Consider the following 26,669-nt stretch of genomic DNA (forward strand, 5'->3'; position numbering starts at 1 on the left):
GGCAACCAAATTTATCGCCGTCAGAGGTTAGGTAGGCCCCTCTTCTCTCTCAGGCACATAGGGTTCGGGGTATGAATCAATATCTTCCTCCTGAACCGTATCCATACAGGCGCTTAATGGAAGAAGCGCGATGCTGGCAAAGATAAAGATAGTGGGGGCAAACAATTTACGCATGGGACTATTCCTTTTACTGGCATGCCCCACGGGAGAAACCAAACCTACAAGCTGATGATGGAATTCCGAAGGAAATGCGCCATGACGAGCCATTGAAGGGTTTTGTCGTCTTTCAGGATAGGTTGTCCCGACGAATGCAGTTCACCGAAAATCCTCTTGCGCCGATTGCAGTGTTTCCGATGAAATGGGGGCTTCCAAAACCCCGTCCGCAATTTTGAAAATTGCAGCCCGTTCCATCATTTCCGGCTTGCCCAGATATTCTTCAACATAGTGATAGAAAGCGCGCCCTGCATAATCGTCAAACATGATCGTCGTATTCGCGGACTGCTTGGCCGCATTTGCTGCGGATGCCAGAGCACAGGCGGCCCGGAACCGGCCATCAACCAATATAAAATCGGGAAACAATTGCTTGGTATTCAGGAGATCGAACGCGTCCGACGTATAGCTTCGCCAACCTTCAAGCCGTTTGCTGGTCTTGCGGGTAAACACGGGATACCCCCATGCACCGGTCAATCCTACATCAGCTGCGATGACCGTAATGTCATGATCTGGCGGCAAAGCCTGTTTCAGTGCCTCGGCAAAATGAGGATCGCTTTCGACCGCTATGGTCGTAACACGCGCCTGGGCCGCTAATAGCGTTGATGCGCCGGTGCCAAATTCCAAATAAAATTCTGTTTTCGCTAACTGCTCACGGAACCACTGATCATCTTGTGGTGCAAAGATCGGCGTGTCAGGAATTGTGATGGCGGCATTTCTTGTTTCCCAGCGAAAACTGCAATAGCGCTGCAGGCGCCTGACATCGCGCGCTATTTGTATTCCGGTTTCTAATAAAGAAATCCCTCTATCCCCCACAATTTTCGCCAGATCATTGGCTAAGCTATTCACTTATTAGCATTGTGTACCTTAATGCCATGCCATAAGTCCATGGAATATCTGGATGTATGTCTGTCGGCTATGACTGCCGTCATACCAATTCGGTCTCAACGCGACCGCCGGACCTTCGCGTAATTTAATTTCCAACTTTGGTAACAAATAATCCAACACCGCGCTTGTCAAGCGCGCAAAGGACTTTGTCAACTTTGTCAACTTCGTAGCAATTCTGCGCCTGTCCGCGGGGAACCACGTCTTTACCCAAACGGTCAGGTACGGACGCACAAACTGCTTTCCTACACGGCGTCTCTTCTCTAAAATCAAGTTTCAACGATAGCATAGGAGAAGGCTTTGAAGGGCATTGAAGCCGACATTGATAAAGGCATGCCCTCGCCACCATTGCGCCGCCAAAAGTTCTACGGATGGAACAATGCCGCGCTCTTGTTCTTCATCCAGTTCGCCGCTTCGGGTTTTGTCTATTTTGCCTATGCCGCGATTTTTCCGGCAATGGTCGAGGCTATGAGCTGGAACCGTGGCGATGCGTCTATTGCGCATAGCCTCAGCTTTCTGGTCTTGGGTCTCAGTTACCCTCTGACCGCCTGGTTGATCGGGAAACGGGGTGTGCGGTTTACGTTAACGGTCGGCCTGGTGTTGATGTTGGCCAGTCTTTTGATGACCGTGTTTTTCGTGACCCAGATCTGGCATTGGACCCTGATCTGGGGCATCTTCATGGGCGCGGCAAATGCGCTGGCCGGTCCCTTGTGTGGACAGACCGTGGTAATCAACTGGTTCAACGCCAAACGTGCAACGGTTTTGGGAATCATCCTAACTGGCAGCGCCGCAGGGGGCTTCTTTGCCCAGCCAATACTTATCCGTGTGATGGAGATTTTTGGCAGCTGGCAATCCGGCTGGTTGGTGAGCGCCTCTGCGGTTGTTGGCGCGCTGCTGCTGACCCAATTTATCGTCAATCGGCCCGGGGACATCGGACAGCATCCTGATAATTTTGATCCCCATGCAACCCGTGCGGACAGCAACAAGCCCGCCCCCAAGCCACGCACTTATCGCAGCGCTCAGAACTGGACTGTCGGTGAAGTCTTTAGCACCCGCGCCGTTTATTTCATCATGATTATCAGTGTTACCTATCTCGGCATAGGCACTTTCCTGCTCACCCATGGCTCGCTCTACCTGTCTGATATTGGTATCTCGAAAATCCAAACAGCCTCCATCGTCAGCATTTTTATTATTGGTAGCGGACTTGGCCGAATGCCTGCAGGATGGCTTGGCGATCGTTTCGAGTTACGCTGGTTGATGGCGGCGATGATGGCCATGATGCTGGCCTCGTTCATCATGCTTTGGGCACTCGACAGCCTGATCGGCCTTGGTTTTGCCGCCTTCTTGCTCGGGCTATGCTATGGAGGATTTTTTGCTCTGTCCCCTGCCCTTACGAGCAATTTTTTCGGACAAGAGAGCTTTGCTAAAATCAATTCGGTCTTTGCGCCGCTGCTCCTGCCGTTCGTAGCGACGGCTCCGGCCGGCGCGGGCTATATTTTCGACATATATGGCAATTATGACCTGGCGTTCTTGATCGGTTCGATATTGCTTGGCCTTTCGCTGATCGCCGCCATCTGTTTGACGCCGCCTGAGCATAAGACAGCAACCGAAGGAGCCTAGACTTTACCGTCGCTCGACAACAGAGCTGCAATCGGTTTGGTGCCCTTGCGGCCCGCCAGAATGATCATCAATATGGTTGTAAAAGGCACCGCCAATATCGCACCGGGAATACCCCAAAGCGTGCTCCAGACCGAAAGTGCCACCAATACGACCATTGGGCTGAGATTAACCGATTTACTGAGCATGCGTGGCTCAACCACATTGCCGATAATTACCTGCGCCGCCGTCATCAGGCCGGTGGCGATGAGTGGCACTGTCAAAGTGCCGAATTGGGCAACAGCGAACAGCGCCGGAAAGGCTACACCTACAATAGAGCCGATATACGGGATATAGTTGAGCAAACCGATAATGATGGCCCAGAGGGCAGCATATTCGATACCAAGCGCGATCATGATGACCCAACAGATCACGCCCAGCATGATATTAATCAATGTCTTGGTTGCCAGATAACTACCGATATCATGGTTGATCCGCGCGATCATGTTCATCGTATCTTTGGAATCAGTGTCATTGCCAAATGCCCGCTGCACTTTCGCCGGAAATCCGGTGATCTCGCTGAGCATGAAGGAGGCGTATAGAATGGTAATGAAAACGAAACCGCCAAAACTGGTCAACGATGACAATACCGATTGAGCAATCGCTGCAATATCAACCTCGGTCAGTAACCTGGTCGCAAATTCGCTAACGGCCTTAACCACAGCCTCACTGCCGCGATCAATCATCCGTCCGGGTGATGCCATCATATCGCCGACATCAATCTGGGCCGCCGCTGTCTCCGTGGGTGTAGGAAACCAGGTAGCGAAAAGGTTTTCCAGGTTGCTCTGGTAGGTCGGTAATGAGGGTACCAATGTCTGTAGACTGGCCACCAGCATGCGCGTCATCGCGAACAACAACAGGATGACCCCAACCAGGGCCAGAGTAGCGCGCAACCACATCGGTGAGCGCCCAAGGCCGGGGATACGGGCAACAGCTGCGCTTGCCGAATATAGAATCTGAAGCAGGATGATCGCCGTCACAATCGGCAGGATAATATCCTTGCCGATATAGAATAGCCAACCAATCATGATCGTTATCCCGACCGAGAAGAATATCGTGCTGACGCGGCCGTGTAACATTGTTCTAAATCACCATATTCTCATGCGGACAAATGCTCTTGCAAACGGTTGATAAACATAAAAATCCACCCTGTCATCCGAACAGTGCAACAGCCGGTCTGTTAACATCTGCTGGCAATCGCGACTAGCATCTTGACGGCGCACACCCTTCTCGGCCAATAGCCGCTATGGCCGACGATATTTCTTCTCTTCCGCATGACGAACTGAGCCGCCGAGGTCTGTTGTTCGTTCTTTCTTCACCCTCTGGCGCTGGAAAATCCACACTCGCACGCATGCTACTGGAAGCGGATGGCCAGATCGCAATGTCCGTGTCTGTCACCACCCGGCCGCAACGCCCCGGAGAAGAAGATGGCAAGGACTATCATTTCGTCAGCGGTGATGAGTTTGAAGAGATGGTCGCCGATCATGCCTTTCTCGAATATGCCACGGTATTTGGCAATCGATACGCGACACCAGCCGCTCCGGTTCAAAAAAATCTGGCAGATGGTCAGGATGTTCTGTTCGATATTGACTGGCAGGGCACACAGCAACTCTATCAACGGGCCGGTGAAGATGTGGTCCGCATCTTCATTCTGCCACCCTCCTTGGCCGAACTGCGTGAGCGGCTGGAGGCACGGGCCACCGACAGCAACGAAATCATCGACAGCCGGATGCAGCGCGCCACGAGCGAGATCAGCCACTGGGACGGCTATGACTATGTCCTGATCAACGACGACCTCGACGCCTGTTTCGCAAAAGTTCAGAATATCCTCGCTACCGAACGGATGCGCCGGTCGCGGCAAACGGGACTAATCGGATTTGTCCGGGATCTGGTTTCGCAAGAGCAGGACTAACGTTTAGTCACTTTTCACGCGCTTGATATAAGTGCCATCAAATATCGTAGACCAACTTTCGCCGCCATCATTCGAGTTTTGCCAATGCTGGCGCACACTTTCGATAATTCCGCCGTTGCGGGTCGGAGTCCAGGTGACCCTGTTTATAGGTGATCCGGCAACATAACCCGGCCAGTTGGCATTGCTCAGCACCATCTCCCCACGCGCGTTGAGGCCACCAGCAATGAACAAAGCGGTTCCGTCTGCACCCATCCAGGTCTGGTGCCAGATTTTTCGGGAAGCATCATAAAAGCTCATGCTCATTCCGGTGTAACCGCCCTGCGTTTCGTATTCTTCGCGAATGACACAGCCGCCATGTTGCGCACTAATGCTGTTGATTGCTGTTGGTGCGTCCTTACCTGCCGGAGTGACATCCCAGGTTCCGATCCAGAAATCAAAGGCCCGGTGTTCAGCACTCGCGCAGGGTGCCGGCTTTTTAACAGTAGGCGCGGCAGGTGCCTGCGATTGCGCAAAACCAGATGATGAAAAAACAGGGGATGATGCCAACAACGCCGCAAACAAAGCGCAGATTAGGGGTAGGGCGCTTTGGGTTCCGGATCGGGAAAAGGAGCTGCCCATGCGGAGGGCAAATTCCCGAAACAATAAAACACGAACCACGATTGTCATATGGTACCATCCCCCTTTTTTGAAGCCGCGCGGCGATCCTAATGCGTAACCAAACAGGACCACAATGTGGCTCGGAAGAAAATTATGACAGACAACAGCCCGAAGGCAGTGGCTTTCGACGAAACGATGATGCGCTTCGACAACCGTTTAGCTGTTTTGACAAAAGCGGTCGATATGGTTTGAAATGCCAAAAAAACCCTAGAAAACCAATAGCGGTCACCGTTTCTTAAGGGCTTTGCGGCATGGTTAATTCCCGAATTACAAGCATTGCCTCGGGCCTTATGGATGTGAGAAACGACGCGTGATAAACAGAACCGACCATAAACGGCTTGTCAGCCGACTTCTGGCTGGTTTTCTGCTGTTCAGCGCTGCCTATGCGCTGATCAATCAACTGCCGCTCACCCACACAATTCTTTATCGCGCGGCGGCCAATGACTATGCCACAGCTGGTTTGGCGGGACTATCCTTTGCCATGCAAGCGATGATCCTGTTTTTAGCCACAATGCTGTTGCCGCGGCGTTGGTTTGCTGCGTTGATTGTTGCGATAACCCTCTCGGCTGGCGTGAATATTGTCTACGGACAGATTGTCGGCAATATGCTTGATGTGCAGAAAACACGCTGGCTGCTGACCGAAGCGCGACAAGCGAGCGAAGCTGCCGGGGAATTTGCGATGCCGCTGGGTATTTCCATGCTGAAGCTCATATTGACGGTCATTTTGATAATTGGCGCGCGGCGGATGATGCGGTCGGCATTGTCAGATCGCGCTCTGGTTCTTGGTTCCGGCAAGCGGACGCTGGCTATGGTCCTGATGTTGCTCATTACACCATCTTTGCTATGGGCTCCCCTAAACATCTACCCGCTGGCCGCTGAGCGTAGCCTCTATAATTTTGCCGCGACCATCTGGACCGCCGATCCACCGCCGCCTCGAGCACCGGTTAAACCAGAACCCGATACGAACGGCGACATCCGTAAGATCATATGGCTGATAGACGAAAGCATTTCCTATCCGGCATTTCAGCAGATCATCAAACCCGATTTGACAAAGATCGACCATGTCGATTTTGGTGAAACCGCGTCCCTTGGGCATTGCAGCACACCTTCCAATGTCGCGATGCGATCAGGTGTCAATGTCAACTCCGTCGATGACCGGACCGATTTGCGCCGAGCCCCCTCTATCTGGGCCTATGCCGCCAAAGCAGGCTATATGACTAACATGCTTGACGGACAGGTTACAGGCCCGCCGCAAAACCTCTTGCTGGCACCGGAACGCGCGCTGATCGACAGCTATCAAAGCGCCGCAAATGGTCTGAAAACCGACCTTGCAATTGCCCGCACGATCAATGCCAGTCTCAAGACCGGGCGAAAGCAGTTCACCTATGCGATCCTGCGCGGTGTGCATTTCCAGTATCGCGATCATTATCCCAAAGGCGCTTTACCCGAAGGCAGCAGTACGCAGGCACAATATGAAAAGGCCATTGCCTATTCCAAGGAAGGGTTTTTCGACGTTCTGCTCGATGGAGTGGATCGTTCCAAGGTCGCAATTTTTTATACGTCCGACCATGGCCAGAACATAGAAGACGGAGTAACTCCGCATTGCAGCGGGAGCCCCGTGCGGGAAGAATTTTCAGTGCCACTCATCGCCTTTCTACCACCGAAAATCGCGGAGGACCAAAACACCGGGAAAGGTGGCCGCAGCCTCAGCCAGCTATTCCCGACCACGCTGGCACACATGGGCTATGATGTGAGCTATGCGCAGGAGAATTATGACAATATCCTGACCACACCGACTGCTCGCTATGTCTGGTTTGGTCGCGGTGTTGTACCCGTGAAAGACGGCGGCACAATTGATGTAAAGAGCGGCAAGAATTTCCCGGGGCGATAAATTTATATTCAGTCTATGTGGTGTTTCAATCCAGTCTATTGATTCAAGCCATGCGATATGGCGCAATCGATTACGCCAAAATCAGCTTGGCCAACGAGCAATCACAGTGCCGATTTTGGAAACGCGGTTACATGCATAAAAATAGCGAAACAATGGACCTGCTAGCAAAGCCGCCAAAGATAGTGGTTCATTGAATGGATGGTTTATAGTCGGCCCTTTGCAGCGTGAGTATATAAGTGGCCAGAGCATCAATGTCAGCGTGTTCGATATCAAAATCCATTAAATCCGGATAATTATGGGAATCACCTAACCAAACCGTGAGCGTGTCCTTTGTTAGGCCGTTGGTATTGGCTATGGCATGAAATGGTGGCGCTTGCAGATTGGGTGATGTCTGTCTGTCTTTCACGCCATGGCACGCTGCACAATGCGCCTCAGCAAATGTTAGACCCCGTGTTACATCTAGCGCCAAATCGTCATCTCCAGCTGCGGCAGCCTTGCGTTCAGACGAAACCGATCCCGTCTGTTCCGATTGTATAGTGGTACATCCGATTATTGCGAATGGCAGAATAATTCCCAGGGTAAATAGGCGCATAAGTGGCAGTCCTTTTTTGAGTAGCTACCGATTCCCAATCTGCGCTGACCCATATTTTGATTTGTTTCTGCATCAGATAAAGAAGAAAGCGCTCCAAAACAGTACGGTGAACTACGGAGATTGCGTGTTTCCAACAAGGCACTGGCAAGCCCTCCCCGCCACTCGCACAAGCTTGTAAACAAACTCACTTGTCAAAAGAACATATATAGAACATAATACGGCCTTATGACCCGCTGGACTCTCCTCCACATCTTCGGCAAAGCACGCACATGAGCCTTACCCATATTAAAGTGAAAGGCGCCCGGGAGCATAATCTCAAGGGCGTCAATATCGACCTTCCCCGCGACAAATTGATCGTCATTACCGGACTTTCCGGCAGTGGTAAGTCGAGCCTGGCGTTCGACACCATCTATGCCGAGGGGCAGCGGCGCTATGTCGAATCGCTTTCCGCCTATGCGCGCCAGTTTCTTGAGATGATGCAGAAGCCGGATGTGGAGCATATTGAAGGCCTGTCCCCCGCCATCTCGATCGAGCAAAAGACGACCTCGCGCAATCCGCGTTCGACGGTTGCGACGGTCACCGAGATTTACGACTATATGCGTCTGTTGTGGGCGCGCGCGGGTGTGCCTTATTCCCCCGCGACCGGAGAACCGATTACCGCGCAGACGGTGAGCCAGATGGTCGACCGGGTTATGGCGCTGCCAGAGAAAACCCGCTTTTATCTGCTCGCACCCGTCGTGCGCGGGCGTAAGGGCGAATATCGCAAGGAATTGCTGGAGTGGCAGAAAGCGGGCTTTACCCGTGTTCGAGTCGATGGCGAATTTTACGATATTGAAGAAACGCCCAAGCTCGACAAAAAGCTGAAGCACGACATTGAAGTGGTCGTCGACCGTTTGGTCGTTCGCGCCGAGACCGACAATAAAGAGGGCATGGAAACCCGGCTGGCCGACAGTTTTGAAACGGCGCTGCGCTTGTCAGATGGACTCGCCTTTGTCGATCTGGCGGAGGGAACGGTTGCCGAGGCCATGGCCAAAAAGTCTCCCTCCCCTTCAGGGGAGGGATTAAGGGAGCGGAAGTCCGGTAAGGACGAAACTTCCCCCCTCCCAACCCTCCCCCCTGAAGGGGAGAGGGCTCAAGGCAAGATGAAGGGCACAGGCCTGCCCGACAATCGCATTGTTTTCTCCGAACGCTTTGCCTGTCCGGTGAGCGGTTTCACGATTGAGGAAATCGCACCGCGGCTCTTTTCGTTTAACGCACCGCAAGGCGCCTGCCCTGCCTGTGACGGGCTGGGTGAAAAGCTGCATTTTGATACACAATTGGTCGTGCCCAATCCGGCGCTGTCCATCAAAAAGGGCGCGGTCGTGCCATGGGCCAAGTCTAATCCGCCCAGCCCCTATTATATGCAGGTACTTGGCAGTCTCGCGAAACATTTTGAATTTTCGCTGGATACGCCGTGGCAGGATCTGTCCGAGCACCATCGCGATATCATCTTGAACGGCACGCAGGGCTTGCCAGTCACGCTGCGCTTTCAGGACGGGCGGAAAAGCTATGAGGTCAAGAAGCCGTTTGAAGGTGTGGTCGGCAACCTCACTCGTCGGATGCTGCAAACTGAAAGCACCTGGATGCGCGAAGAGCTCGCGAAATTTCAGGCTGCTGCACCGTGCGAAGTCTGTCACGGTGCCCGACTCAAGCCCGAAGCTCTGGCGGTCAAAATTGCTGGTGAGGACATCAGCATCCCGACTCGTCGCAGTGTTGGCGACGCGCTAGCCTTTTTCGACGGCCTTGCGGACCAGCTCGACAAAACACAAAAGCAGATTGCCGAACCGATCCTGAAGGAAATTATCGAACGGCTCGGGTTTCTCAACAATGTCGGCCTTGATTATCTCAATCTCGACCGGACCAGCGGCACATTATCCGGTGGAGAAAGCCAGCGCATCCGTCTTGCGAGCCAAATTGGTTCAGGATTAAGCGGCGTCCTCTACGTTCTGGACGAGCCCAGCATCGGCTTGCATCAGCGCGACAATGACCGGCTATTGACGACACTCAAGCGCCTGCGTGATCTCGGCAATACTGTTATTGTCGTCGAACATGACGAAGATGCGATCCGCACGGCGGATTATGTCGTCGATATGGGCCCCGGTGCCGGTGTCCATGGCGGTGAAGTTGTTGCCGAAGGAACGCTCAAACAAATCCTGAAATCAAAGAAATCCCTGACCGCAGCATATCTAAACGGTTCGCGCGAGATTGAGGTTCCCGCCAAAAGACGCAAGGGCAATGGCAAGAAGCTGACTGTCCATGGCGCGACGGCCAATAACTTGCAGAATGTGACCGCGTCGATCCCACTTGGTACGTTTACGTGCGTCACAGGCCTGTCGGGCTCCGGCAAATCATCGCTGACCATCGACACGCTTTATGCGTCGGCAGCGCGCACACTCAACGGAGCGCGAGTGATTGCTGGCAAGCATGACAAGATTACCGGCCTGCAATATTGCGACAAGGTGATCGATATTGATCAATCACCCATTGGCCGTACCCCTCGGTCCAACCCGGCGACCTATACGGGTGCCTTCACCAATATCCGCGACTGGTTTGCCGGCCTGCCCGAAGCTGCGGCGCGCGGCTATAAACCGGGGCGGTTCAGCTTCAACGTTAAGGGCGGACGCTGCGAAGTGTGTCGCGGCGACGGGCTGATCAAGATCGAGATGCACTTCCTTCCCGATGTCTATGTGACCTGCGAGGAATGTGGCGGCAAACGCTATAATCGCGAGACGCTGGAAGTGAAATTCAAGGGCAAGTCCATCGCCGACATACTCGACATGACAGTCGAAGACGCGGTGAGCTTCTTCAAGGCCGTCCCGCCGATCCGTGACAAAATGGCGATGCTTTATGAAGTGGGGCTTGGCTACATCAAGGTCGGACAGCAGGCGACGACGCTTTCCGGTGGCGAGGCCCAGCGCGTGAAGCTCGCCAAAGAACTCTCCAAACGCTCCACTGGACAAACGCTCTATATTCTCGACGAGCCGACAACCGGGCTCCATTTCGAGGATGTTCGGAAGCTGCTGCAAGTGCTCCACCAACTGGTCGAGCAGGGCAATAGCGTGGTCGTGATCGAACATAATCTCGACGTCATCAAGACCGCGGACCACATACTCGACCTCGGCCCTGAAGGCGGGGTGCGCGGCGGCGAGATTGTAGCCGAGGGCACTCCGGAACAGGTCGCGAAGGTCAAGGGTAGCTTCACCGGACAATATTTGAAGGAAATGCTGGCGAAGTGAGGCCGCGCCATCTCCCGTGAGGGAGACTTAGGCGAAGCTAGAAAGATCGCAGACCTGTCATCCTGAATCAAGTTCAGGATGACGGGTTTCTTATGGGTAGCAGCTTTTACTCCGTCTGTAGGTCCTTCCCTTGACACGATGCATGCACTGCTCGCACATTCGCTCCATGAAACTTAGCCCCAATTTCCACCTCAGCGAGTTCACACAATCGCAGACGGCGACAAGGCTGATGCTCGACAACACGCCCGGACCTGCGGAGATCGCGGCGCTGAAACTGCTCTGTGAAAAAGTGCTCGAGCCTGTGCGGGAAAATTTTGGCCGCCCAGTCCTAATCTCCTCCGGCTATCGCTCACCCGCCGTCAATCGCGCCATCCGCGGTTCGCGCAATTCACAGCACGCCAAAGGTGAAGCGGCGGATTTTGAAATTGCCGGCATCGACAATCTGCGCATCTGCCAATGGATGGAACGCCGACTCAACTATGACCAGCTGATCCTGGAATTTTACGAGCCCGGTAAGCCGGCCAGCGGTTGGGTTCACGTGTCCTACCGTGAACCCTATCGTAATCAGGAACTGACCGCCAATCGAGTCATGCGCAACGGCCGGCGCAGAACCGTTTATCAGAACGGGATTGTCGGTTAGCGCCGTCCATTGTCTGCTCCGAATTTTCGGGTAGCCCTATTCTTCCAGTAAAAAGGTTACGGCCAGCGTCGTGCGCCATTCGGTCACTTTGCCATCGGTTACTACGGTTTTGATATCCTTAACCCACGCTGACTGGACATTGGTCAGTGTCTGCGACGCCCTTGCGATGCCTTCTTTAACTGCATCCTCTATCGAACTGGTTGAAGCTGAAATGACTTCAGTTACTCTTGCTACTGCCATTACACTCTCCTTCGGGTTACGCCCCCTTTGAAAAATGCCGCCAGTGCTTTTCCCTGTTGCAGCGGCGGGCATGACAATGCGCCTTTCGGCAGCCACCGTCAAATCCCACCTTCAAATTAGCGCGTTTGCGCAAGCAATACCGGTCCCGCGCGATCAGACGCCTTTGATCACCTTTGCCTGCCACAGGATAAAGACCGGTGCGATGAGTTCCAGCGCCATGCCGCCTAACTGCCATATCGGAGGCTCGCCCGTACTGAGAAAGGAAACGACGCGTCCGAGGCCTCCTATAAACACTGCCAGAACCGCCATTCGAAAAACCAATGCCCGTCCGACAACATCTCCAGCGGAATAGAACAGCATCGCCGCTATGCCGATATAGACCCCAGAGAGATAGCGATACTGATTATCGAGCGCTGTAATCTCTGGCAGACTGGATCGCGCTGGCTCCGGCACGATTCCCGCCGCACCTGACAAAATGCCGAGTACACCGAAAAAGAGTGGAATTAATGCGAAAATTATAGTCGCAATCCGAAACAGGCCCATAATGATAACCCCCAGAATAATCATGCCATTTGTTTGTAATTGTGATCTGGCTTAGCGCTTGGCTTTTCGATGGCAAGGCTTAAACAATTTTGGTTGATTGGTTTGATGTCTTTAAAAACGTCTGGCGTGTGCTAATCCCGACCATAGCTTTTCAGAAAAAGGTCGACAGCGCTGTTCACGCGCTTCGCAGCCTTGGGGTCCGGTATTTTTGTCATGGAAACATTTGCCCCGAACCGCCGTTCCAAATCTGCCAAGCCTTTTATCATTCCGGACAGATGCTCAGCTGCCTGATCCGTGTCATCTATGACCAATTCACCATCCGCCACTGCTTCGTCCAATAATTGGGACAGCGCCTGATGCAATCGGCGCGGGCCAGCATCCAGAAACAGCAAGCCTATTTCCGGATTATGTTCCACTTCAACCGCCAGGTGTCGTTCGAACCGTACCATCTCGTCGCGCCACAGAAATGCAACCATCTCCATGCCGAAATGAACAAGTCGTTCCCTGATCGTACCACCAGATGTGGCCTCAACCGATAAGGCCTGCCGCATAACAGCGCATTCATTGCTAACGGCTGCAGCAAACAGCGCCTCCTTGGTTTTGAAACGATTATATACCGTGACCTTCGAAACACCCGCGCGCGTGGCTATTGATTCAATACTCGACTGCGCGAAGCCAACGTTGAAGAACTCGTGGCGCGCGGCATCCAATATTGTCGCACTTTTGGTCGTATCGACAGGACGGCCCAACGCCTTGATATTAGCGGCAGACTTGGTTTTCGCAGACTTGCGGTCAGACATTATTGAACGGCTCCGTATAATAAAACGTTGACGTTCATTATGTCTCTTACTACTCCTGCATTCAACCCCAATCACAAAAGGCCTGATTCGATGACTTGGATTGCCATCCGAATGTTGACCGGAGACCGTCAGAAATTCTTCGGCCTATTGTTCGGTGTCGCCTTTTCCGCTCTTCTAATCTCGCAGCAGCTGACAATCTTCGTCAATCTGATCGAGCGCGGGGCTACGGCGGTCTACAACATCCCTACGGCCAACATCTGGGTGATGGATCCGGTTAGCCGCACCACCGACGTTGCATTGCCGATGCCATCGACGGCGCTCGACAAGGTCCGCTCCGTCAATGGTGTAGAATGGGCTTCACCGATGCTGCGTTCCGGTGCGACGGTGCGTACGCCAGAAGGTGACCTTGAAGGCGTGACCGTGGTCGGTGTGGATGATGCAACACTGATCGGATTGCCCAAGAAGTTTGTGAAAGGCAGCCGCGAGGCGCTTTATGAGCCTGATGCTGTCATCATCGACAGCGTCGGTGCGGCCAAGCTCTTCCCCGAAGGTTTTGATCCGATCGGTGTGCGTCTGGAGCTTAACGACAGACGCGCGGTTATTCGCGGGATAGTTGATGTGGACCCCAGCTTCACCAGCCAGGTCATTCTCTATACTCGCTATTCCAACGCGCTGGCCTTTGTTCCCGGTACCCGCAACCGCATGTCTTTTGTATTGGCTAATGCATCGGACGGCCTGAGCGCCAAACAAGTCGCGACCCGGATTACAGAAGCCACCGGATTGAAGGCGCGAACCCGCGATGAATTTGCCAGAGACGGCGTCGATTTCATCATCGAAAATACCGGTATTCCAGTCAATTTCGGTATAACCGTCGCATTGGGCTTCATCGTCGGGGTCGCAATTGTCGGCCTGACCTTCAGCCTGTTTATTCGCGATAATATCAAACAATTTGGTGCCCTCAAAGCGATTGGCGTTACCAACAACAAAATCCGCATGATGGTCGCCGCTCAAGCCTTGCTGGTCGGTCTCGTCGGCTATGGCATCGGGATTTTGCTGGCGGCCGTCTTTATCTCCTCTGGCGCGGCTAATTCACCCGAATTCAAGGGCTTTTATACCCCCTGGGAAATTCCGTTACTGACTGCGGCAGTGGTGATTGCGATGATCCTGATAACGGGCTGGCTGGCCTTGCGCAGCGTCCTGAAAACCGAACCGGCCGAGGTCTTCAGATGACCGCGACACGCACCGCCATTACGATAAATGGCATTGTCAAAGAGTTTAGCGCCGGAAGCCAGATGATCCGGGTGCTGCATGGTATTGATGCAGAAATCCGGTCCGGCGAACTCACGTATCTGGTTGGCGAATCAGGTTCCGGTAAAACCACGTTGATCTCTATTATCGCCGGAATTCTCTATCCCACCGACGGCTCCGTTTCCGTGTTCGGTCAAGATATCTACAGCCTGTCCGACAATGATCTTGTCCGTTTTCGGCTGTCGAATATCGGTTTTATCTTTCAGCAGTATAACTTGATTCCGACTTTGACAGCCGCTGAAAACGCCTCGGTGCCGCTGGTCGCTGCCGGGATGAAGCGCGACGAGGCAGTGGAACGCGGACGGCAGATGCTCGACAAGCTCAATATTGCTGATCAGGCAGAGAAACTGCCGCGGCAGTTATCTGGAGGTCAGCAACAGAGGGTCGCGATTGCCCGCGCACTGGTCCATGAACCACGACTGGTGGTGTGTGACGAGCCAACGGCGGCACTGGATGCGAAATCGGGTCGGCGGGTCATGGACCTGCTGCGCGAAGTCGCCCTCGCCCCTGAACGCACCGTGATTATCGTGACTCATGACAACCGTATTTTCGATTTGGCTGACCGTATCCTGGTGATGGAAGACGGCCGGATCACCCATGATGGCAAGGAGATGCCCGATCATTGATCGCGGCAATGGTCAGAAAAGCAAAGGGATGATATCGTGTTAGAAACTATTATGAACCGGCTGCGTGGCGTTAGCTTTGTTCGCACCATATTGCCGATATTAGCGGTGATCGCTATTATCATTGCCGCGATCGTGGTGATGAGCGGTCAGCCGGACCGCAGCGAAGAACAGCCCGAGATCAGTCCGCCAAAAGCCACAGCCGCCTTTGGCAATCAACCAAGCGTCGCGGGATCCGGTGTTGTAGAACCCTCTAGCGAGGTCATCAATATAGGCACCAGCCTCGCTGGTATAGTTACGAAAGTCTATGTCGCACCGGGAGAACAGGTATCGGCAGGTGATCCATTATTTTTGGTTGATGACCGGGCAATCCGTTCGCAAATCAGCGAGGCCAGTGCCGCGATAGCACAGGCCCGCGCGGCCCGGGAAACGGCACGGGCACAGCTCGCCACCGCGCGTCAGCAATCATCGCTTTATAACAATATTGAAGATCCCCGCGCTGTTTCTCGGCAGGAGGTGATTGACCGTAGCGGCGCAGTGCGCACAGCGCAGGCCCGGTTGAGACAAGCGGAAGCCGATATCCATAGCGCAGAAGCAGCGCGGGCCCGGGCAACAACGGATCTCGGTCGACTTACTGTCCGAGCCCCTATTGCGGCTGAGATATTGTCTGTAAACATCCGGCCCGGCGAATATGTCAATCCAGGCGGACCACAAGGCGGTGGAGATCCCTATATGGAAATCGGCAACACCGAACCCTTGCACATCCGAATTGATATTGACGAGAATGAGATCGGCCGGGTCGTGATGGGTGCGGAAGCGATAGTCAGCCCGCGCGGCCAGGCAAATCAGCGTGTGAAGGCCACATTTGTTAGAGCAGAGCCGCTCGTCACGCCAAAAACATCGTTGACCAATTCCGCGACCGAACGGGTTGATGTTCGCGTATTGCAGCTCATCTATCAAATACCGACTGACCAGGGCTTTTTTGTCGGGCAACAGGTCGATGCCTTTGTCAAAGCGAAAAACGGTACCCGCAACGGCTCGAATAAGGCGGACGGGACAAATGACTAAGACTGTGAAAATTGCTGTCGCTGTAGCAGCATCATTTGCGCTGGCGGGCTGCTCCACTTTGGGAACCGGCAAGACGAGCCCTGATCTCGATCCGGCAACCGTGACAACACCGGCAGCGTTTGCGCTGACATCCGATGTCGTTGCGCAAGATCGCAAAACTTTAGACTATCTGCTGCCAATCGAAGACCCGGCATTTACGACCTTGCGGGCGATCGCAGAGGCGGGTGCACCGACACTCGCCGCTGCCTTGGCGCGGATTGATGCTGCAAGGGCCGCTGCCGATGGCGCAAATGCCAACCGCTTGCCCTCGATAGCGGCTGACGGCAGTGTTTCCCGAACCCGCATCAATCCCGACAGTTTCGGAACAAACTTGCCTCCGGGAATATCCATTGACCGTAATCAGACCAGTTATGGCGCTAATATTGCAGCCAACTGGGATATTGACATTTTTGGCGGTCTGCGCGCCAGTGCGCGGGCTGCAACAATCCGGATCGATGCCGCCACCGCTGATGCCGCAGCGGTGCGACTGGCATTGGTGTCGGCCATAGCCGCCAATATTGTTGATTGGCGCACCCTGCAGAACCGGGCCGTCGTCCTGCAAGAGGATTTGGCCTCAGCCGAAAACCTGATGCGTTTGACCGAAGAACGCGCCAGAGCAGGCATCGCGCCGGGTCTTGATGCTGTGCAAGCCGCAAGCTTGATTGCCGATGCACGGTCCAGACTGGCTGCGTTGCCCGGCGAGCGTGCCGTCATTGTCGGCGCGCTCGTCACGCTGACCGGAAAGGACACAGCGACGATATTGGAAAGTCTGAAAAGTGATCCCGCTGAGACCGATGCTCCAAAACCACCGCTGAGTTCGCCATCCGATATGCTGCGCGCCCGCCCTGATGTTGCTGCGGCGGAGGCTCGGCTAGCCGCCGCCGACGCTGATATCGCTGCCGCGGCGGCAGAGCGTTTCCCAAAAATAACATTATCCGGCGCTATCGGGCTACTCAGCTTCGCACTGGGCGATCTGTTCAGCAATGACTCTTTGGTAGGAAGTCTCGGTGCCGGCATCGCTGGCCCGTTACTCGACTTTGGACGAGTGGGTGCCCAGATTGACCAAAGCAAAGCCAATGCCCGCGAAGCCTTTGCTTCCTATCGCGGCGCAGTCTTCTCCGCCCTCGGCGAAACGGAAACAGCTTATGGGCAAGTGGCGTCGATTGACGCGGAAATAATATCACTGATGGCGCAAGAAAAACTGGAAGAAGATGCCGAATATCTGCTTGGTATCCGTTATCGCAACGGCCTGAGTGATTTTCGCGATGTTCTAAACGCCCGTCGCACTTTGAACACTACCCGAACGCAAGTCGCTATTGCCAATGGCCGTGCATTGCGCGCACGGGTTGCCTTGTGGCAGGCTTTAGGCGGCAGCTAAAACCGGCTCATCATAGCAATTATAGGGGTAGTACGGGTAAGCAATATGGCTGTAGACTTAGTCAAAATCCGTGAGCGACTTGTGCCACCAACAAGTCGCATCTCTTATAGTGAGACCCAATGGCAGATACAGACGCTCATAGCTTGGATGTCCATCAATGGATCGCACAATTTGCATTAGCTTTTGAACGAAGCGATGTGACCAGCGCGTGCGCCCTGTTTGCTAAACACGGCGCTTGGCGAGATGTATTGGCCTTTACATGGACAATCCGGACATTTGAAGGTCGCAACGCCATTGCTGCATTATTGGATGCCAGGCTGGCCAATACTGCGCCATATAACTGGACCGTAGAGGCCAAGCCAGAAGCCACGGAAGGCTGGCTGCATTTCGAAACCAGCATGGGAACCTGCAAAGGCTATCTGCGACTGGAAAACGGAAAAGCCCTGACGCTCTTCACTGCACTTCAGGACCTGCGCGATTACGAAGAACCGAGCGGCAAGCGTCGACCTTCCGGGCTATATGACGACCAGGATACCCGCAATTGGCTGGACCGCCGACAGAACGAACAGATAAGGTTGGGACAAGAGAAGCAGCCCTATGTACTAATTGTGGGCGGCGGACAGGGTGGCTTGGCACTGGGCGCTAGACTCAAGGTCAATGGCGTTCCCGCCTTGATTGTCGACCGCCACGACCACCCGGGTGACCAATGGCGTTCGCGCTATAACTCGCTGACACTGCATGACCCGGTCTGGTATGATCATATGCCCTATATTCCATTTCCGGATAGCTGGCCGATTTACACGCCGAAAGACAAGCTCGGTGATTTTCTGGAAGCCTATGCTAAGATTATGGAACTCAACATCTGGAATAGCACGGAATTCACCGCTGCTTCCTATGATGACGATCGCAAGCATTGGGAGGTCACCGTCCTGCGGGATGGAAAGCCGACCAAATTGCAGCCCGCCCATATTGTTATGGCCGTGGGTAACGCAGGTTTTCCACGCAAACCCGATTTTGTCGGCGCATCCGACTTTGCCGGTGAACAATATCATTCCAGTGAATATACCAGCGGCGAGGGATTTGTCGGCAAAAAGGTCGTTGTAATAGGAGCCAATAATAGCGCGCACGACATTTGCGCGGATCTGGTTGAACATGGCATCCAGCCGACGATGATCCAGCGATCCTCCACGCTGGTCTTGCGTGGATCCACCAACAGCAAGATGGCACGTCCGCTCTATTCCGAGGAAGCAGTGGAACAGGGTTTGACAACCGAAAGGGCGGATTTCCTGAATGCCTCCATGCCCATGCGGATGAGCGAACAGGTGCAGAAACAGATATGGACGCAGGTTGCCGAAGCCGATGCTGATTTTTACGCCTCGCTCACTCAGGCCGGTTTCCAGCTTGATTTTGGTGAGGACGGCACTGGCTTGTTCATGAAATATCTGCGGACCGCGTCAGGCTATTATATTGATGTCGGTGCATCCGCGATGGTCGCGGATGGCCGGATCGCGTTGAAGTCCGGGATTGGTGTCGAACGGATAGACAAGAATGCACTGGTGTTGAGCGATGGCTCGGAAATACCCGCAGACGTCATCATCTATGCAACCGGGTTCGGATCGATGGAACAATGGGTCAAGCGGCTGATATCGCCCGACGTGGCGGATAAAATCGGTCCCTGTTGGGGATATGGTTCGGGCGCAGCTGGCGATCCTGGTCCGTGGGAGGGCGAAATTCGCAATATGTGGAAACCGACAGCGCAGGAAGGTCTCTGGTTTCATGGCGGAAACCTCCAGCAATCGCGCTTTTATTCCCATTATCTGGGACTGCAATTAAAGGCGCGCTTTGCCAATCTTGAGATTGAAGTTCACGACCAGTGAAATGGCTGGTTTGGACAATCCTGTTGTTAACTGACGGACGTGTTGTTTCTGAAACTGCTATATTGGAATCCTCGTGCTGCAGTTCACCATGTTCGCCTTTTCGAGAAATCGGTGCTGATCAGGCGTCCAATTTGTCCTTAGTCTTTGATCCCCAAAAACCTGATCGTTTGCGCAAGGCTGTTAAATATACCATGCGCAAAAATGAGTGGCATGATATTTTTGCGACCGAACCAGAGATACAGCATCGCAAAGGCAAATCCGCCAGCACCCGTAACCAATGCACCATTCATACCCTGATAGTAATAGTGGCGATAACCAAAGAAAATCGACGAAAACAACGCTGCGATCAGATCAGCCTTCAATCCACCACCAAGCGCAACACTGGTGCGGTCTATCACGAAGGCACGAAACAGGAGCTCCTCAAAGAATGATCCGTGAGTCCAAACGAGGAGCATGATTCCAATATAAGCGGGCAAATTGCCTTCAATATGGTCGAATCGACCACTAGTCCCAACGTCCTCAAAAAAATAATCAGCCACCACATCCATCATCTGGGTAGCAAAAACAAAAGCAACCATCGACAGAATCGTAAGGCCGATAATTTTCAACCAGCTTTCCGGCCAACGTAGACCCAGGTCTTTCCAACCAAGGCCTCGTCGTCGCAGCAGAAAGGTACCGACAGCCATCGCGCAAAATGTTGAAGCGGGGCCAGCATATAAATAGCTGAATGGAAGGATAGATTGTTTTACGATCACCAGTGTTGCCATTACAGCAACAAGGTCAGTCAAGGCTCCAAAGTTGCTATTTGAAGTCCTCTTTTGCTTTGATTCATGGGCAGCAATTTGATCGTGCATCGGCAACTCCATCACAGATCAGTGTATTATACATATGATACACTATATTGCCAAAGGAAAGATTAGGCGCAGTCAGAGAGCCTCCAAACTAATAATCAGTTTTGGAATTCTTTTGGGTGTATCTTTCCATTGCCTGATATCTCGTCCCATGATGCCTTTGAGTCGACCCAAATGTGATGAGCGATCCGAAGACCCGCAGTGTTAGATTGCAGCAACCCGGCGGGAACAAACATATTCAGCTCGTCATTGGCTCCGGGCAAGGCCGACCCGCAAATGCGACAAAACCAACTTTGCCAATCAGCATCTGGTTTCGTCCAGCATGCCACTTGCTCTTGGCCGGTTATCCAGCGAAACTTGTCGTTAGGAACTATTATAACCGCAACGCCATTATTGCCGGTCCACCGGCGGCAGATGGAGCAGTGACAAACGAATATTTCTTTCGGCTCAGCATCGATTGCAAAGCTTACAGAACTGCAATTACAATGTCCTTCGACCATGCCGGAAATTCCATTCGATATATTTGCTTATTCCCACCAATAGGCTGACCGCCGTGATGTGCCCGTGGCGACTTCGTTCATCGTCACCGGATCATACATCCGGCCGTTGATCATCACGCGGTGGATTTTGTCGCTGTTGCGGATATCTGTTGTTGGGTCCGCATCCAGCACCACCAGATCAGCGAGCTTGCCAGCCTCCAGCGAACCAATCTCGTCCGCCATACCAAGCGATTTGGCGGAATCGATCGTACCGGTGCGCAGCGCCTGCAGTGGCGACATGCCGCCGCGGACAAAGGACCAGAGCTCCCAATGGGTTGCGATGCCTGGCTGTTGACCATGGGCACCAATGGACACAAGCACACCGTTGTCCATGAGCTTCTTGGCTTCGCGGGCATTATTGTCGTCGACAAAATCCTCTTCCGGCGCCTTGGTGCGACGGATGGTAGCGGCAGCGAGTTGTTTCGGCGGCGTGTGGATCAACAGGGGATGTTTGTAGACGTCGGTTGCCTGCCGCCAATATGGATCGCCTGCTAGTCCGCCATAGCTGACCGTCAGCGTCGGGGTGTAGTTGGTCTGCGACTGCGCGAACATCTGAACCACGTCGTCGTAGAATATATCTAGCGGAATATTATGCTCCAAAGTGCTGTTACCATCGGCGACCAACGCCATGTCCATCCCGAAAAGCGAGCCGCCCTCGGCAACGACCAGCATATCTTCCTGCCGCGCGGCTTCGACGACCTGTTGCCGCTGTTCGCGTCGCGGTTGGTTGTAGTTTTTGACGCTGCTGCCACCTTGCGCCTTCAACCGGCGGACATGGTCGAGCGCATCATCAAGATTGTTGATCTCCGCATAAATACGCGGGGCTTTGGCGCCGTAGACAATCTCACCGGTAGAGAAGATGCGCGGTCCAACCAGCATTCCGGCGCGCTGCATTTCAGCGGCAACGAAAATCTCGCTGGCACGGCTGGACGGATCGTGGATTGTTGTTGTGCCGAGCGCGAGGTTCTGAACTAAAGACCAATTCTGCTGCGGCACGAGTTCATCCGTGCCCTGCGCACCATGGGCATGGGCGTCGATATAGCCGGGGATGATCGTCTTGCCGGTCACATCGACCACTGTCGCGCCTGCGGGAACAGAAATATTCCCGCGCTGACCGATGGAAATGATCTTGTTGTCTCTGACTACAATCGCGCCGTCATCGATAATTCCGCCATCATCGCTGGCCATAGTGACGAGACGCGCGCCCAACAAAGCGACAGTGCCACTCGGCTTGGCTGCTGAAACGGTGCGTTCCAAAGAGACACCGCTGGTCGGTGGTGTAAATTCCGGTGCGTCCTTATCTGTGGGTGCAACCGGAAACAGTGCGCTGGTTTTGGCCGTGTAGACCGTCGGGCCGAGGCTCCAGTGCAGTTGATCGCCATTTTGCGACCAGTGGATATAGTCTGCGCCGCCTTTGCTGACCCTGGTCACCGGCAACGACTTGCTGTCCGGTGCAACCGCCACCGCTTGCGTACCGGGCAAAAGCGGCATCACGAACGCTTCGTAATTCTGGCGGAAAGCAACATATTGGCCATCCGGCGAGACGATGTAGTTATTCGCCAGTTCGCCAGTGGCATGGGTGCGCTTCGCCTCGCCGTTAAGGTCGCTGCTCATCAGCACGCGTTTATTGTCTTCCTGCTTCATCATGAACAGACGGTCGCTGCTCGCTCCATATTGCGGACCGGCAGCACCCTTGGCGACGCGCTCGGGCGTGCCACCGGAAGCTGCAACACGGTAGACGCCGTCTTCCACCGAATAGTCCGGCGACGTCAAATACCCGCCACCCTGCATTTCAAAAATGATCGTCCGCCCATCGGGTGAGAAATGCGGGCGGGCGTAATGTCCGGGCCGGTTGGTGATGACGCGGGGCGATCCGCCCGATGCGTTGACTGTTTTTATCCGGCCCAGCCCCTTGTCGGTCCAACCGACAAAGACAATCGACCGCCCGTCGCGCGACCACGATGGAAAAAGCTCACGTTCGCTGCGACTGTTAGTCAATCTCTTTGGCGCACCGCCAGACATCGGTTTGACGTAGAGCTGGCCCAAGCTTTCAAAAACCACCTGTCGACCATTTGGAGATACGGCGGCAAAGCGCGGCATTTTGGTGGTGAAGCTATCGGGTGCTACCGGGATTTTGGGATGCGGTGCATCCGCCACGCCGCGCGTGTCGTTAATTGCAAAGGGGATGACAGCAACGCCGGAGCCATCAGCCGAAACCTTGCGAATCTTGCCGCCGGCCCAAAACACGATGCTGCGACTATCGGGCGTCCAGTCCATATTGGGATAGACGCCGGTAACGGCCCAGGTTTCCTGCACATCCTGGTCGAGATCATCATAGATCTTGCGCTCAATACCGCTCGCCAGATCTTTGACATAGAGTTTCGATTTGGCCCGCTCGCGCCGGACAAAGGCAATGCTTTTTCCATCCGGTGACGGCGTTGGACGCACTGATCCGCCAAGGCCGGAAACCGCGGTGGTGACCTCGCCGCTTTCAAGATCATATTCCTCGATGTTGAACAGGTCCGTGTTGGAATCCTGCGCATAGATAAACTGGCTGCCAGGCGTGATATTGCGTGTGTAATAGAGCGACTTGCCATCGGGCGCGTAGATCGGTTCGCCCAGTTCCTTCTGATGTTGTTCATTTGGTTTCTTGACCAGCGCGACACCGCCACCACCAGAAACATGATAGACCCATATCTCGCCGGTGCCGAGCGAACGGCCGGTGGTGAAATGCTTCTTGGCAATGATGTAACGGCCGTCGGGGCTCCAGCTCGGTTGATAGAGCAGACGGAATTTTTCTTTGGTCACCTGCCGCTTGTCGCTGCCATCGCGGTTCATGATCCAGATATTGTCGCCACCGCCGCGGTCCGAGGTAAAGGCAATGCGCTTGCCATCGGGCGAGAAACGCGGCTGCACTTCCCAAGCGAGGCCTTCGGCAATGCGGGTTGGTGTTCCCCCCGCCATCGGCATGGTGTAAATATCGCCGAGCAACGCAAAAGCGATGCTGCTCCCGTCGGGGCTGACATCGACATCGATCCAGCTACCCTCATCCGTGTTGATTGGCACCTGCTTGATGGTCGCGCCTTTGGGAGCGTTGACGTCCCATTTTTCCTCTTTCGCTTTGTCTTCAGCGGGCTGGGCGTAAGCTTGCCCGGCGAAGGAAATGGCGGCAAGCGCAGTGATCAGGCGATATTTCATGAGGACTCCCGGATGGCTTTATTTTATGTCGTAGATAAACAACAAAATTAGGGTGATGAACAGGGAAATATTCCCAGCGAACAAGCGATCAGCCGCGGCTATTTTCGTCCGCCATTGCCAGCATCGACAGCGCATGTCGTTTGGCCACCGCCATATGGTCATGGCCATAGCCCCCGCCCAAGGCACTGGCGACGGGGATATTCTGATTGCGCGCTTGCCGAATGACATAGCGTTCGCGCGCGTCTATCCCTTGATCCGTCAGAGCCAGCCGGCCCAGCCGGTCATCGACATGCGGATCGACTCCGGCTTGATAGAGCACCAGATCGGGCGCAAAATCATCCAGTATGGCTGGCAGATGCCGAGATAATATATTCAGATATTGGGCATCATCCGTGCCATCATCCAAACCGATATCGATGGTCGAACGCGCCTTGCGCACCGGGAAATTCTTTTCCGCATGCACCGAAACCGTCATGATGTCGCTGCGTCCGGCCAGCAGCGAGGCGGTGCCATCGCCCTGATGCACGTCAAGATCGAGGATCAATATCCGTGCCACATCCCCTTCAGCAATCAGGCGATTGGCGCTCACGGCCAGATCGTTAAACACACAATAGCCCGCACCGGTATCGGCCAACGCATGGTGACTGCCCCCCGCGCTGTTGGCGGCATAGCCATGTTCCAGCGCCAGTTTCGCGGCCAGCCAGGTGCCGCCGGAGGTAAACCTTACGCGCTGCGCGATTTCGGCTGATACGGGGAAGCCAATTCGGCGTTCTTTGTCGGCAGGCACGGATGAAGACAGAACCTGATCGACATAGGCGGGGTCATGAACGGCCTCCAGCCACTCGCGCTCCATGGCATGCGGGGCGTGAACCGTGTGATTGTCGCCAATGGCCCTCACAGCCTCCATCACCAGCCGATATTTATCGAAGGCAAAGCTGCCCCTTGTCGGCGGCGGGGCGACATAATCGCTGTGGTGGACAATATGGAGCATGACACGGGAATAGAGCAGCGCGCGGCAAAAATACACTGCCCCAAACGCCGTATCGGCCTTGCCCATCACCGGACGAAGACCCGAAAGCCAGGCCTAGCTAAACAGAGGGTATGCCACGTCATAACAACATGAGAAACAATGGCATGGCAGGTTTAGAAACAACCGCAGAATCCAGCGCAGCGACCTCCAGTCGCTATCCCAATTATGTGCTGGGCGTCCTGTTCATTGTTACGATGCTCAATTTCCTCGACCGGCAGATAATTTCGATATTGGCCGAACCCGTGAAACGGGATTTGGACCTGACCGACACGCAAATCGGCCTGATGACCGGTTTGTCCTTCGCGATTTTTTATACGACTCTTGCCATTCCCGTCGCCGCATTGGCCGACAAATGGAACCGTAGCCGGATTATCGCCATTGCCATCGCGATCTGGTCTGCCATGACAGTGGCCTGCGGCCTCTCCGCCAATTTCATCCAGCTCTTTCTGGCGCGCGTGGGGGTCGGTATCGGCGAAGCAGGATCAGCACCCGCGTCCCATTCGCTAATCGCCGACCTGTTCCCGCCCGAACGCCGTGCGGGCGCGCTCGGCATATTGGGCATGTCGGTTCCCATCGGCGCGTTCATTGCCTATGCCGGTGGTGGCTGGATTGCCGAAAATTTCAGCTGGCGCATCGCGTTTTTCATGGCCGGATTACCCGGCATCATCATCGCGATTGTCATCTGGTTCACGGTTCCCGATCCGCGCGGCAACGTCTCGTTGGCTGATGCCTTCAAGCCCGATCCCAGCAAGACCAGTCTCAAAGACGCCCTGATCCAGTTGTCGACCAAACCGGCCTATTGGCATTTGGTCGCTGCCGGCGTTCTCGTGCAATTTGTCTCTTATGGCCTAGCCAGTTTCTACGGCGGGTTATTCGTTCGCGTTCATGGCATTGGCTATGGCGAACTAGGATGGAAGCTCGGCGTCATGGTTGGCGTGTCGGGCGGTTTCGGTGCATGGCTGGGAGGCAAGGCGGGCGATTATTTCGGAAAGCTGCGCCCCACACTGCCTCTTTTGGTCGCGGCTCTGGTCATGGTTATCGCCTCCCCGGGTATGATCTGGGCGATATATGGGCCAAGTGCCAATGTCGCAATACTCCTTTTGGCCATCCCCACTTTTGCAGCAACCTTTTATTATGGCCCGAATTTCGCAGCACTACAAAGGCTGGCCAGCGATGAAACACGCGCAATGGCGGTAGCCATTTACCTGCTGATCGCGGGCATTATAGGTTTGGGCGTCGGTCCGGTATTTGTTGGTGTCCTTTCAGACATGTTCTCCGGTGAGTTGGGTGAGGCAGCAGCCTTGCAGCGCGCCCTTGCCATATTGGCGCTATTCAATATCTGGGCCGGCTTCCATTTCTGGCGTGCCACCCGCACCATGCCGGACTGACCTTCTTTGCAAGCACCGCCACGCCAACAAAATCGGTCATTTCCACTTTAGCGGTTTCGCTCCATTGAT

Annotated in this window: 23 protein-coding genes; 11 read left to right on the plus strand and 12 right to left on the minus strand. The window is 54.3% G+C overall.

Annotation, left to right across the window (positions count from 1 at the left end; translation table 11 throughout):
* Window positions 1–27 precede the first annotated feature (27 nt).
* Window positions 28–174, minus strand: coding sequence for a hypothetical protein (locus ACO6S1_RS01115; protein ID WP_422344529.1), 147 nt, complete (start codon window positions 172–174; stop codon window positions 28–30).
* Window positions 175–315: 141 nt separating this feature from the next.
* Complete coding sequence (locus ACO6S1_RS01120; protein WP_422344530.1) at window positions 316–1,059, minus strand: hypothetical protein; 744 nt, start codon at window positions 1,057–1,059, stop codon at window positions 316–318.
* Window positions 1,060–1,395: 336 nt separating this feature from the next.
* Here ACO6S1_RS01120 and ACO6S1_RS01125 point away from each other — a divergent pair, with 336 nt between their 5' ends.
* Window positions 1,396–2,715 carry an MFS transporter gene (locus ACO6S1_RS01125; RefSeq protein WP_422344531.1) on the plus strand — a complete coding sequence of 440 codons (1,320 nt, stop codon included), beginning with the start codon at window positions 1,396–1,398 and terminating at the stop codon, window positions 2,713–2,715.
* Here the strand turns inward: ACO6S1_RS01125 and ACO6S1_RS01130 are convergent.
* Window positions 2,712–3,830, minus strand: a complete 1,119-nt coding sequence (locus tag ACO6S1_RS01130; RefSeq protein WP_422344532.1) for an AI-2E family transporter — start codon at window positions 3,828–3,830, stop codon at window positions 2,712–2,714. The two genes, ACO6S1_RS01125 and ACO6S1_RS01130, sit on opposite strands and share 4 nt — an antisense overlap.
* 167 nt (window positions 3,831–3,997) lie before the next feature.
* Here ACO6S1_RS01130 and gmk point away from each other — a divergent pair, with 167 nt between their 5' ends.
* Window positions 3,998–4,663 (plus strand): guanylate kinase, encoded by a 666-nt coding sequence (gene gmk / locus ACO6S1_RS01135; RefSeq protein WP_422344533.1) that lies wholly within the window; start codon window positions 3,998–4,000, stop codon window positions 4,661–4,663.
* 3 nt (window positions 4,664–4,666) lie between these two features.
* Here gmk and ACO6S1_RS01140 read toward each other — a convergent pair whose 3' ends face one another.
* Window positions 4,667–5,329, minus strand: a complete 663-nt coding sequence (locus ACO6S1_RS01140) for a hypothetical protein (RefSeq protein WP_422344534.1) — start codon at window positions 5,327–5,329, stop codon at window positions 4,667–4,669.
* Window positions 5,330–5,630: 301 nt separating this feature from the next.
* Between ACO6S1_RS01140 and ACO6S1_RS01145 the strand changes: the two genes are divergently transcribed.
* Window positions 5,631–7,211 (plus strand): sulfatase-like hydrolase/transferase, encoded by a 1,581-nt coding sequence (locus ACO6S1_RS01145; RefSeq protein ID WP_422344535.1) that lies wholly within the window; start codon window positions 5,631–5,633, stop codon window positions 7,209–7,211.
* Window positions 7,212–7,398: 187 nt separating this feature from the next.
* On the opposite strand, the gene ACO6S1_RS01150 is transcribed toward ACO6S1_RS01145, so the two are convergent.
* Complete coding sequence (locus tag ACO6S1_RS01150) at window positions 7,399–7,803, minus strand: c-type cytochrome (RefSeq protein WP_422344536.1); 405 nt, start codon at window positions 7,801–7,803, stop codon at window positions 7,399–7,401.
* A gap of 269 nt (window positions 7,804–8,072) precedes the next feature.
* Here ACO6S1_RS01150 and uvrA point away from each other — a divergent pair, with 269 nt between their 5' ends.
* Together uvrA and ACO6S1_RS01160 are read left to right on the plus strand one after the other, a co-directional pair.
* Window positions 8,073–11,078, plus strand: coding sequence for an excinuclease ABC subunit UvrA (gene uvrA, locus ACO6S1_RS01155; protein WP_422344537.1), 3,006 nt, complete (start codon window positions 8,073–8,075; stop codon window positions 11,076–11,078).
* Window positions 11,079–11,244: 166 nt separating this feature from the next.
* On the plus strand, window positions 11,245–11,718 hold the full coding sequence (locus ACO6S1_RS01160; RefSeq protein WP_422344538.1) for a D-Ala-D-Ala carboxypeptidase family metallohydrolase: 474 nt from the start codon (window positions 11,245–11,247) through the stop codon (window positions 11,716–11,718).
* Between the two features lie 36 nt (window positions 11,719–11,754).
* Here ACO6S1_RS01160 and ACO6S1_RS01165 read toward each other — a convergent pair whose 3' ends face one another.
* The 3 genes from ACO6S1_RS01165 to ACO6S1_RS01175 form a co-directional block, all read right to left on the minus strand.
* A complete protein-coding gene (locus ACO6S1_RS01165) occupies window positions 11,755–11,958 on the minus strand; it encodes a dodecin family protein (protein ID WP_422344539.1) in 204 nt (67 codons plus the stop codon).
* 153 nt (window positions 11,959–12,111) lie between these two features.
* A complete protein-coding gene (locus ACO6S1_RS01170) occupies window positions 12,112–12,525 on the minus strand; it encodes a DUF4345 domain-containing protein (protein ID WP_422344540.1) in 414 nt (137 codons plus the stop codon).
* Between the two features lie 107 nt (window positions 12,526–12,632).
* Window positions 12,633–13,301, minus strand: coding sequence for a TetR/AcrR family transcriptional regulator (locus tag ACO6S1_RS01175; RefSeq protein WP_422344541.1), 669 nt, complete (start codon window positions 13,299–13,301; stop codon window positions 12,633–12,635).
* 90 nt (window positions 13,302–13,391) lie between these two features.
* Between ACO6S1_RS01175 and ACO6S1_RS01180 the strand changes: the two genes are divergently transcribed.
* From ACO6S1_RS01180 to ACO6S1_RS01200, 5 genes are all read left to right on the plus strand, one after another.
* Complete coding sequence (locus ACO6S1_RS01180) at window positions 13,392–14,531, plus strand: ABC transporter permease (RefSeq protein ID WP_422344542.1); 1,140 nt, start codon at window positions 13,392–13,394, stop codon at window positions 14,529–14,531.
* Window positions 14,528–15,235 carry an ABC transporter ATP-binding protein gene (locus ACO6S1_RS01185; RefSeq protein ID WP_422344543.1) on the plus strand — a complete coding sequence of 236 codons (708 nt, stop codon included), beginning with the start codon at window positions 14,528–14,530 and terminating at the stop codon, window positions 15,233–15,235. Before ACO6S1_RS01180 ends, ACO6S1_RS01185 begins: the two co-directional genes overlap by 4 nt.
* Window positions 15,236–15,271: 36 nt before the next feature.
* Window positions 15,272–16,300 carry an efflux RND transporter periplasmic adaptor subunit gene (locus ACO6S1_RS01190; protein ID WP_422344544.1) on the plus strand — a complete coding sequence of 343 codons (1,029 nt, stop codon included), beginning with the start codon at window positions 15,272–15,274 and terminating at the stop codon, window positions 16,298–16,300.
* Window positions 16,293–17,717, plus strand: a complete 1,425-nt coding sequence (locus ACO6S1_RS01195; protein ID WP_422344545.1) for an efflux transporter outer membrane subunit — start codon at window positions 16,293–16,295, stop codon at window positions 17,715–17,717. Before ACO6S1_RS01190 ends, ACO6S1_RS01195 begins: the two co-directional genes overlap by 8 nt.
* 119 nt (window positions 17,718–17,836) lie before the next feature.
* Window positions 17,837–19,594: an NAD(P)-binding domain-containing protein gene (locus tag ACO6S1_RS01200; protein WP_422344546.1), complete on the plus strand. Its 1,758-nt coding sequence runs from the start codon at window positions 17,837–17,839 to the stop codon at window positions 19,592–19,594.
* A 137-nt stretch (window positions 19,595–19,731) separates the two neighbouring features.
* Here ACO6S1_RS01200 and ACO6S1_RS01205 read toward each other — a convergent pair whose 3' ends face one another.
* The 4 genes from ACO6S1_RS01205 to ACO6S1_RS01220 all read right to left on the minus strand — a co-directional run bounded on the left by ACO6S1_RS01205 (window position 19,732) and on the right by ACO6S1_RS01220 (window position 25,173).
* On the minus strand, window positions 19,732–20,448 hold the full coding sequence (locus ACO6S1_RS01205; protein WP_422344547.1) for a CPBP family intramembrane glutamic endopeptidase: 717 nt from the start codon (window positions 20,446–20,448) through the stop codon (window positions 19,732–19,734).
* A gap of 95 nt (window positions 20,449–20,543) precedes the next feature.
* Window positions 20,544–20,945, minus strand: a complete 402-nt coding sequence (locus ACO6S1_RS01210) for a GFA family protein (protein WP_422344548.1) — start codon at window positions 20,943–20,945, stop codon at window positions 20,544–20,546.
* 27 nt (window positions 20,946–20,972) lie between these two features.
* Entirely contained in the window at window positions 20,973–24,182 is a 3,210-nt protein-coding gene (locus ACO6S1_RS01215; protein WP_422344549.1) for an amidohydrolase family protein, read from the minus strand.
* Window positions 24,183–24,270: 88 nt separating this feature from the next.
* A complete protein-coding gene (locus ACO6S1_RS01220; protein WP_422346265.1) occupies window positions 24,271–25,173 on the minus strand; it encodes a histone deacetylase in 903 nt (300 codons plus the stop codon).
* Between the two features lie 143 nt (window positions 25,174–25,316).
* Here ACO6S1_RS01220 and ACO6S1_RS01225 point away from each other — a divergent pair, with 143 nt between their 5' ends.
* The gene (locus ACO6S1_RS01225; RefSeq protein ID WP_422344550.1) at window positions 25,317–26,600 is read left to right on the plus strand and encodes a spinster family MFS transporter; all 1,284 of its coding nucleotides are present in this window, start codon (window positions 25,317–25,319) and stop codon (window positions 26,598–26,600) included.
* The last annotated feature ends 69 nt before the right edge of the window (window positions 26,601–26,669 follow it).

The sequence above is a fragment of the Parasphingorhabdus sp. genome (genome assembly GCF_965233695.1).
Taxonomy (GTDB): domain Bacteria; phylum Pseudomonadota; class Alphaproteobacteria; order Sphingomonadales; family Sphingomonadaceae; genus Parasphingorhabdus.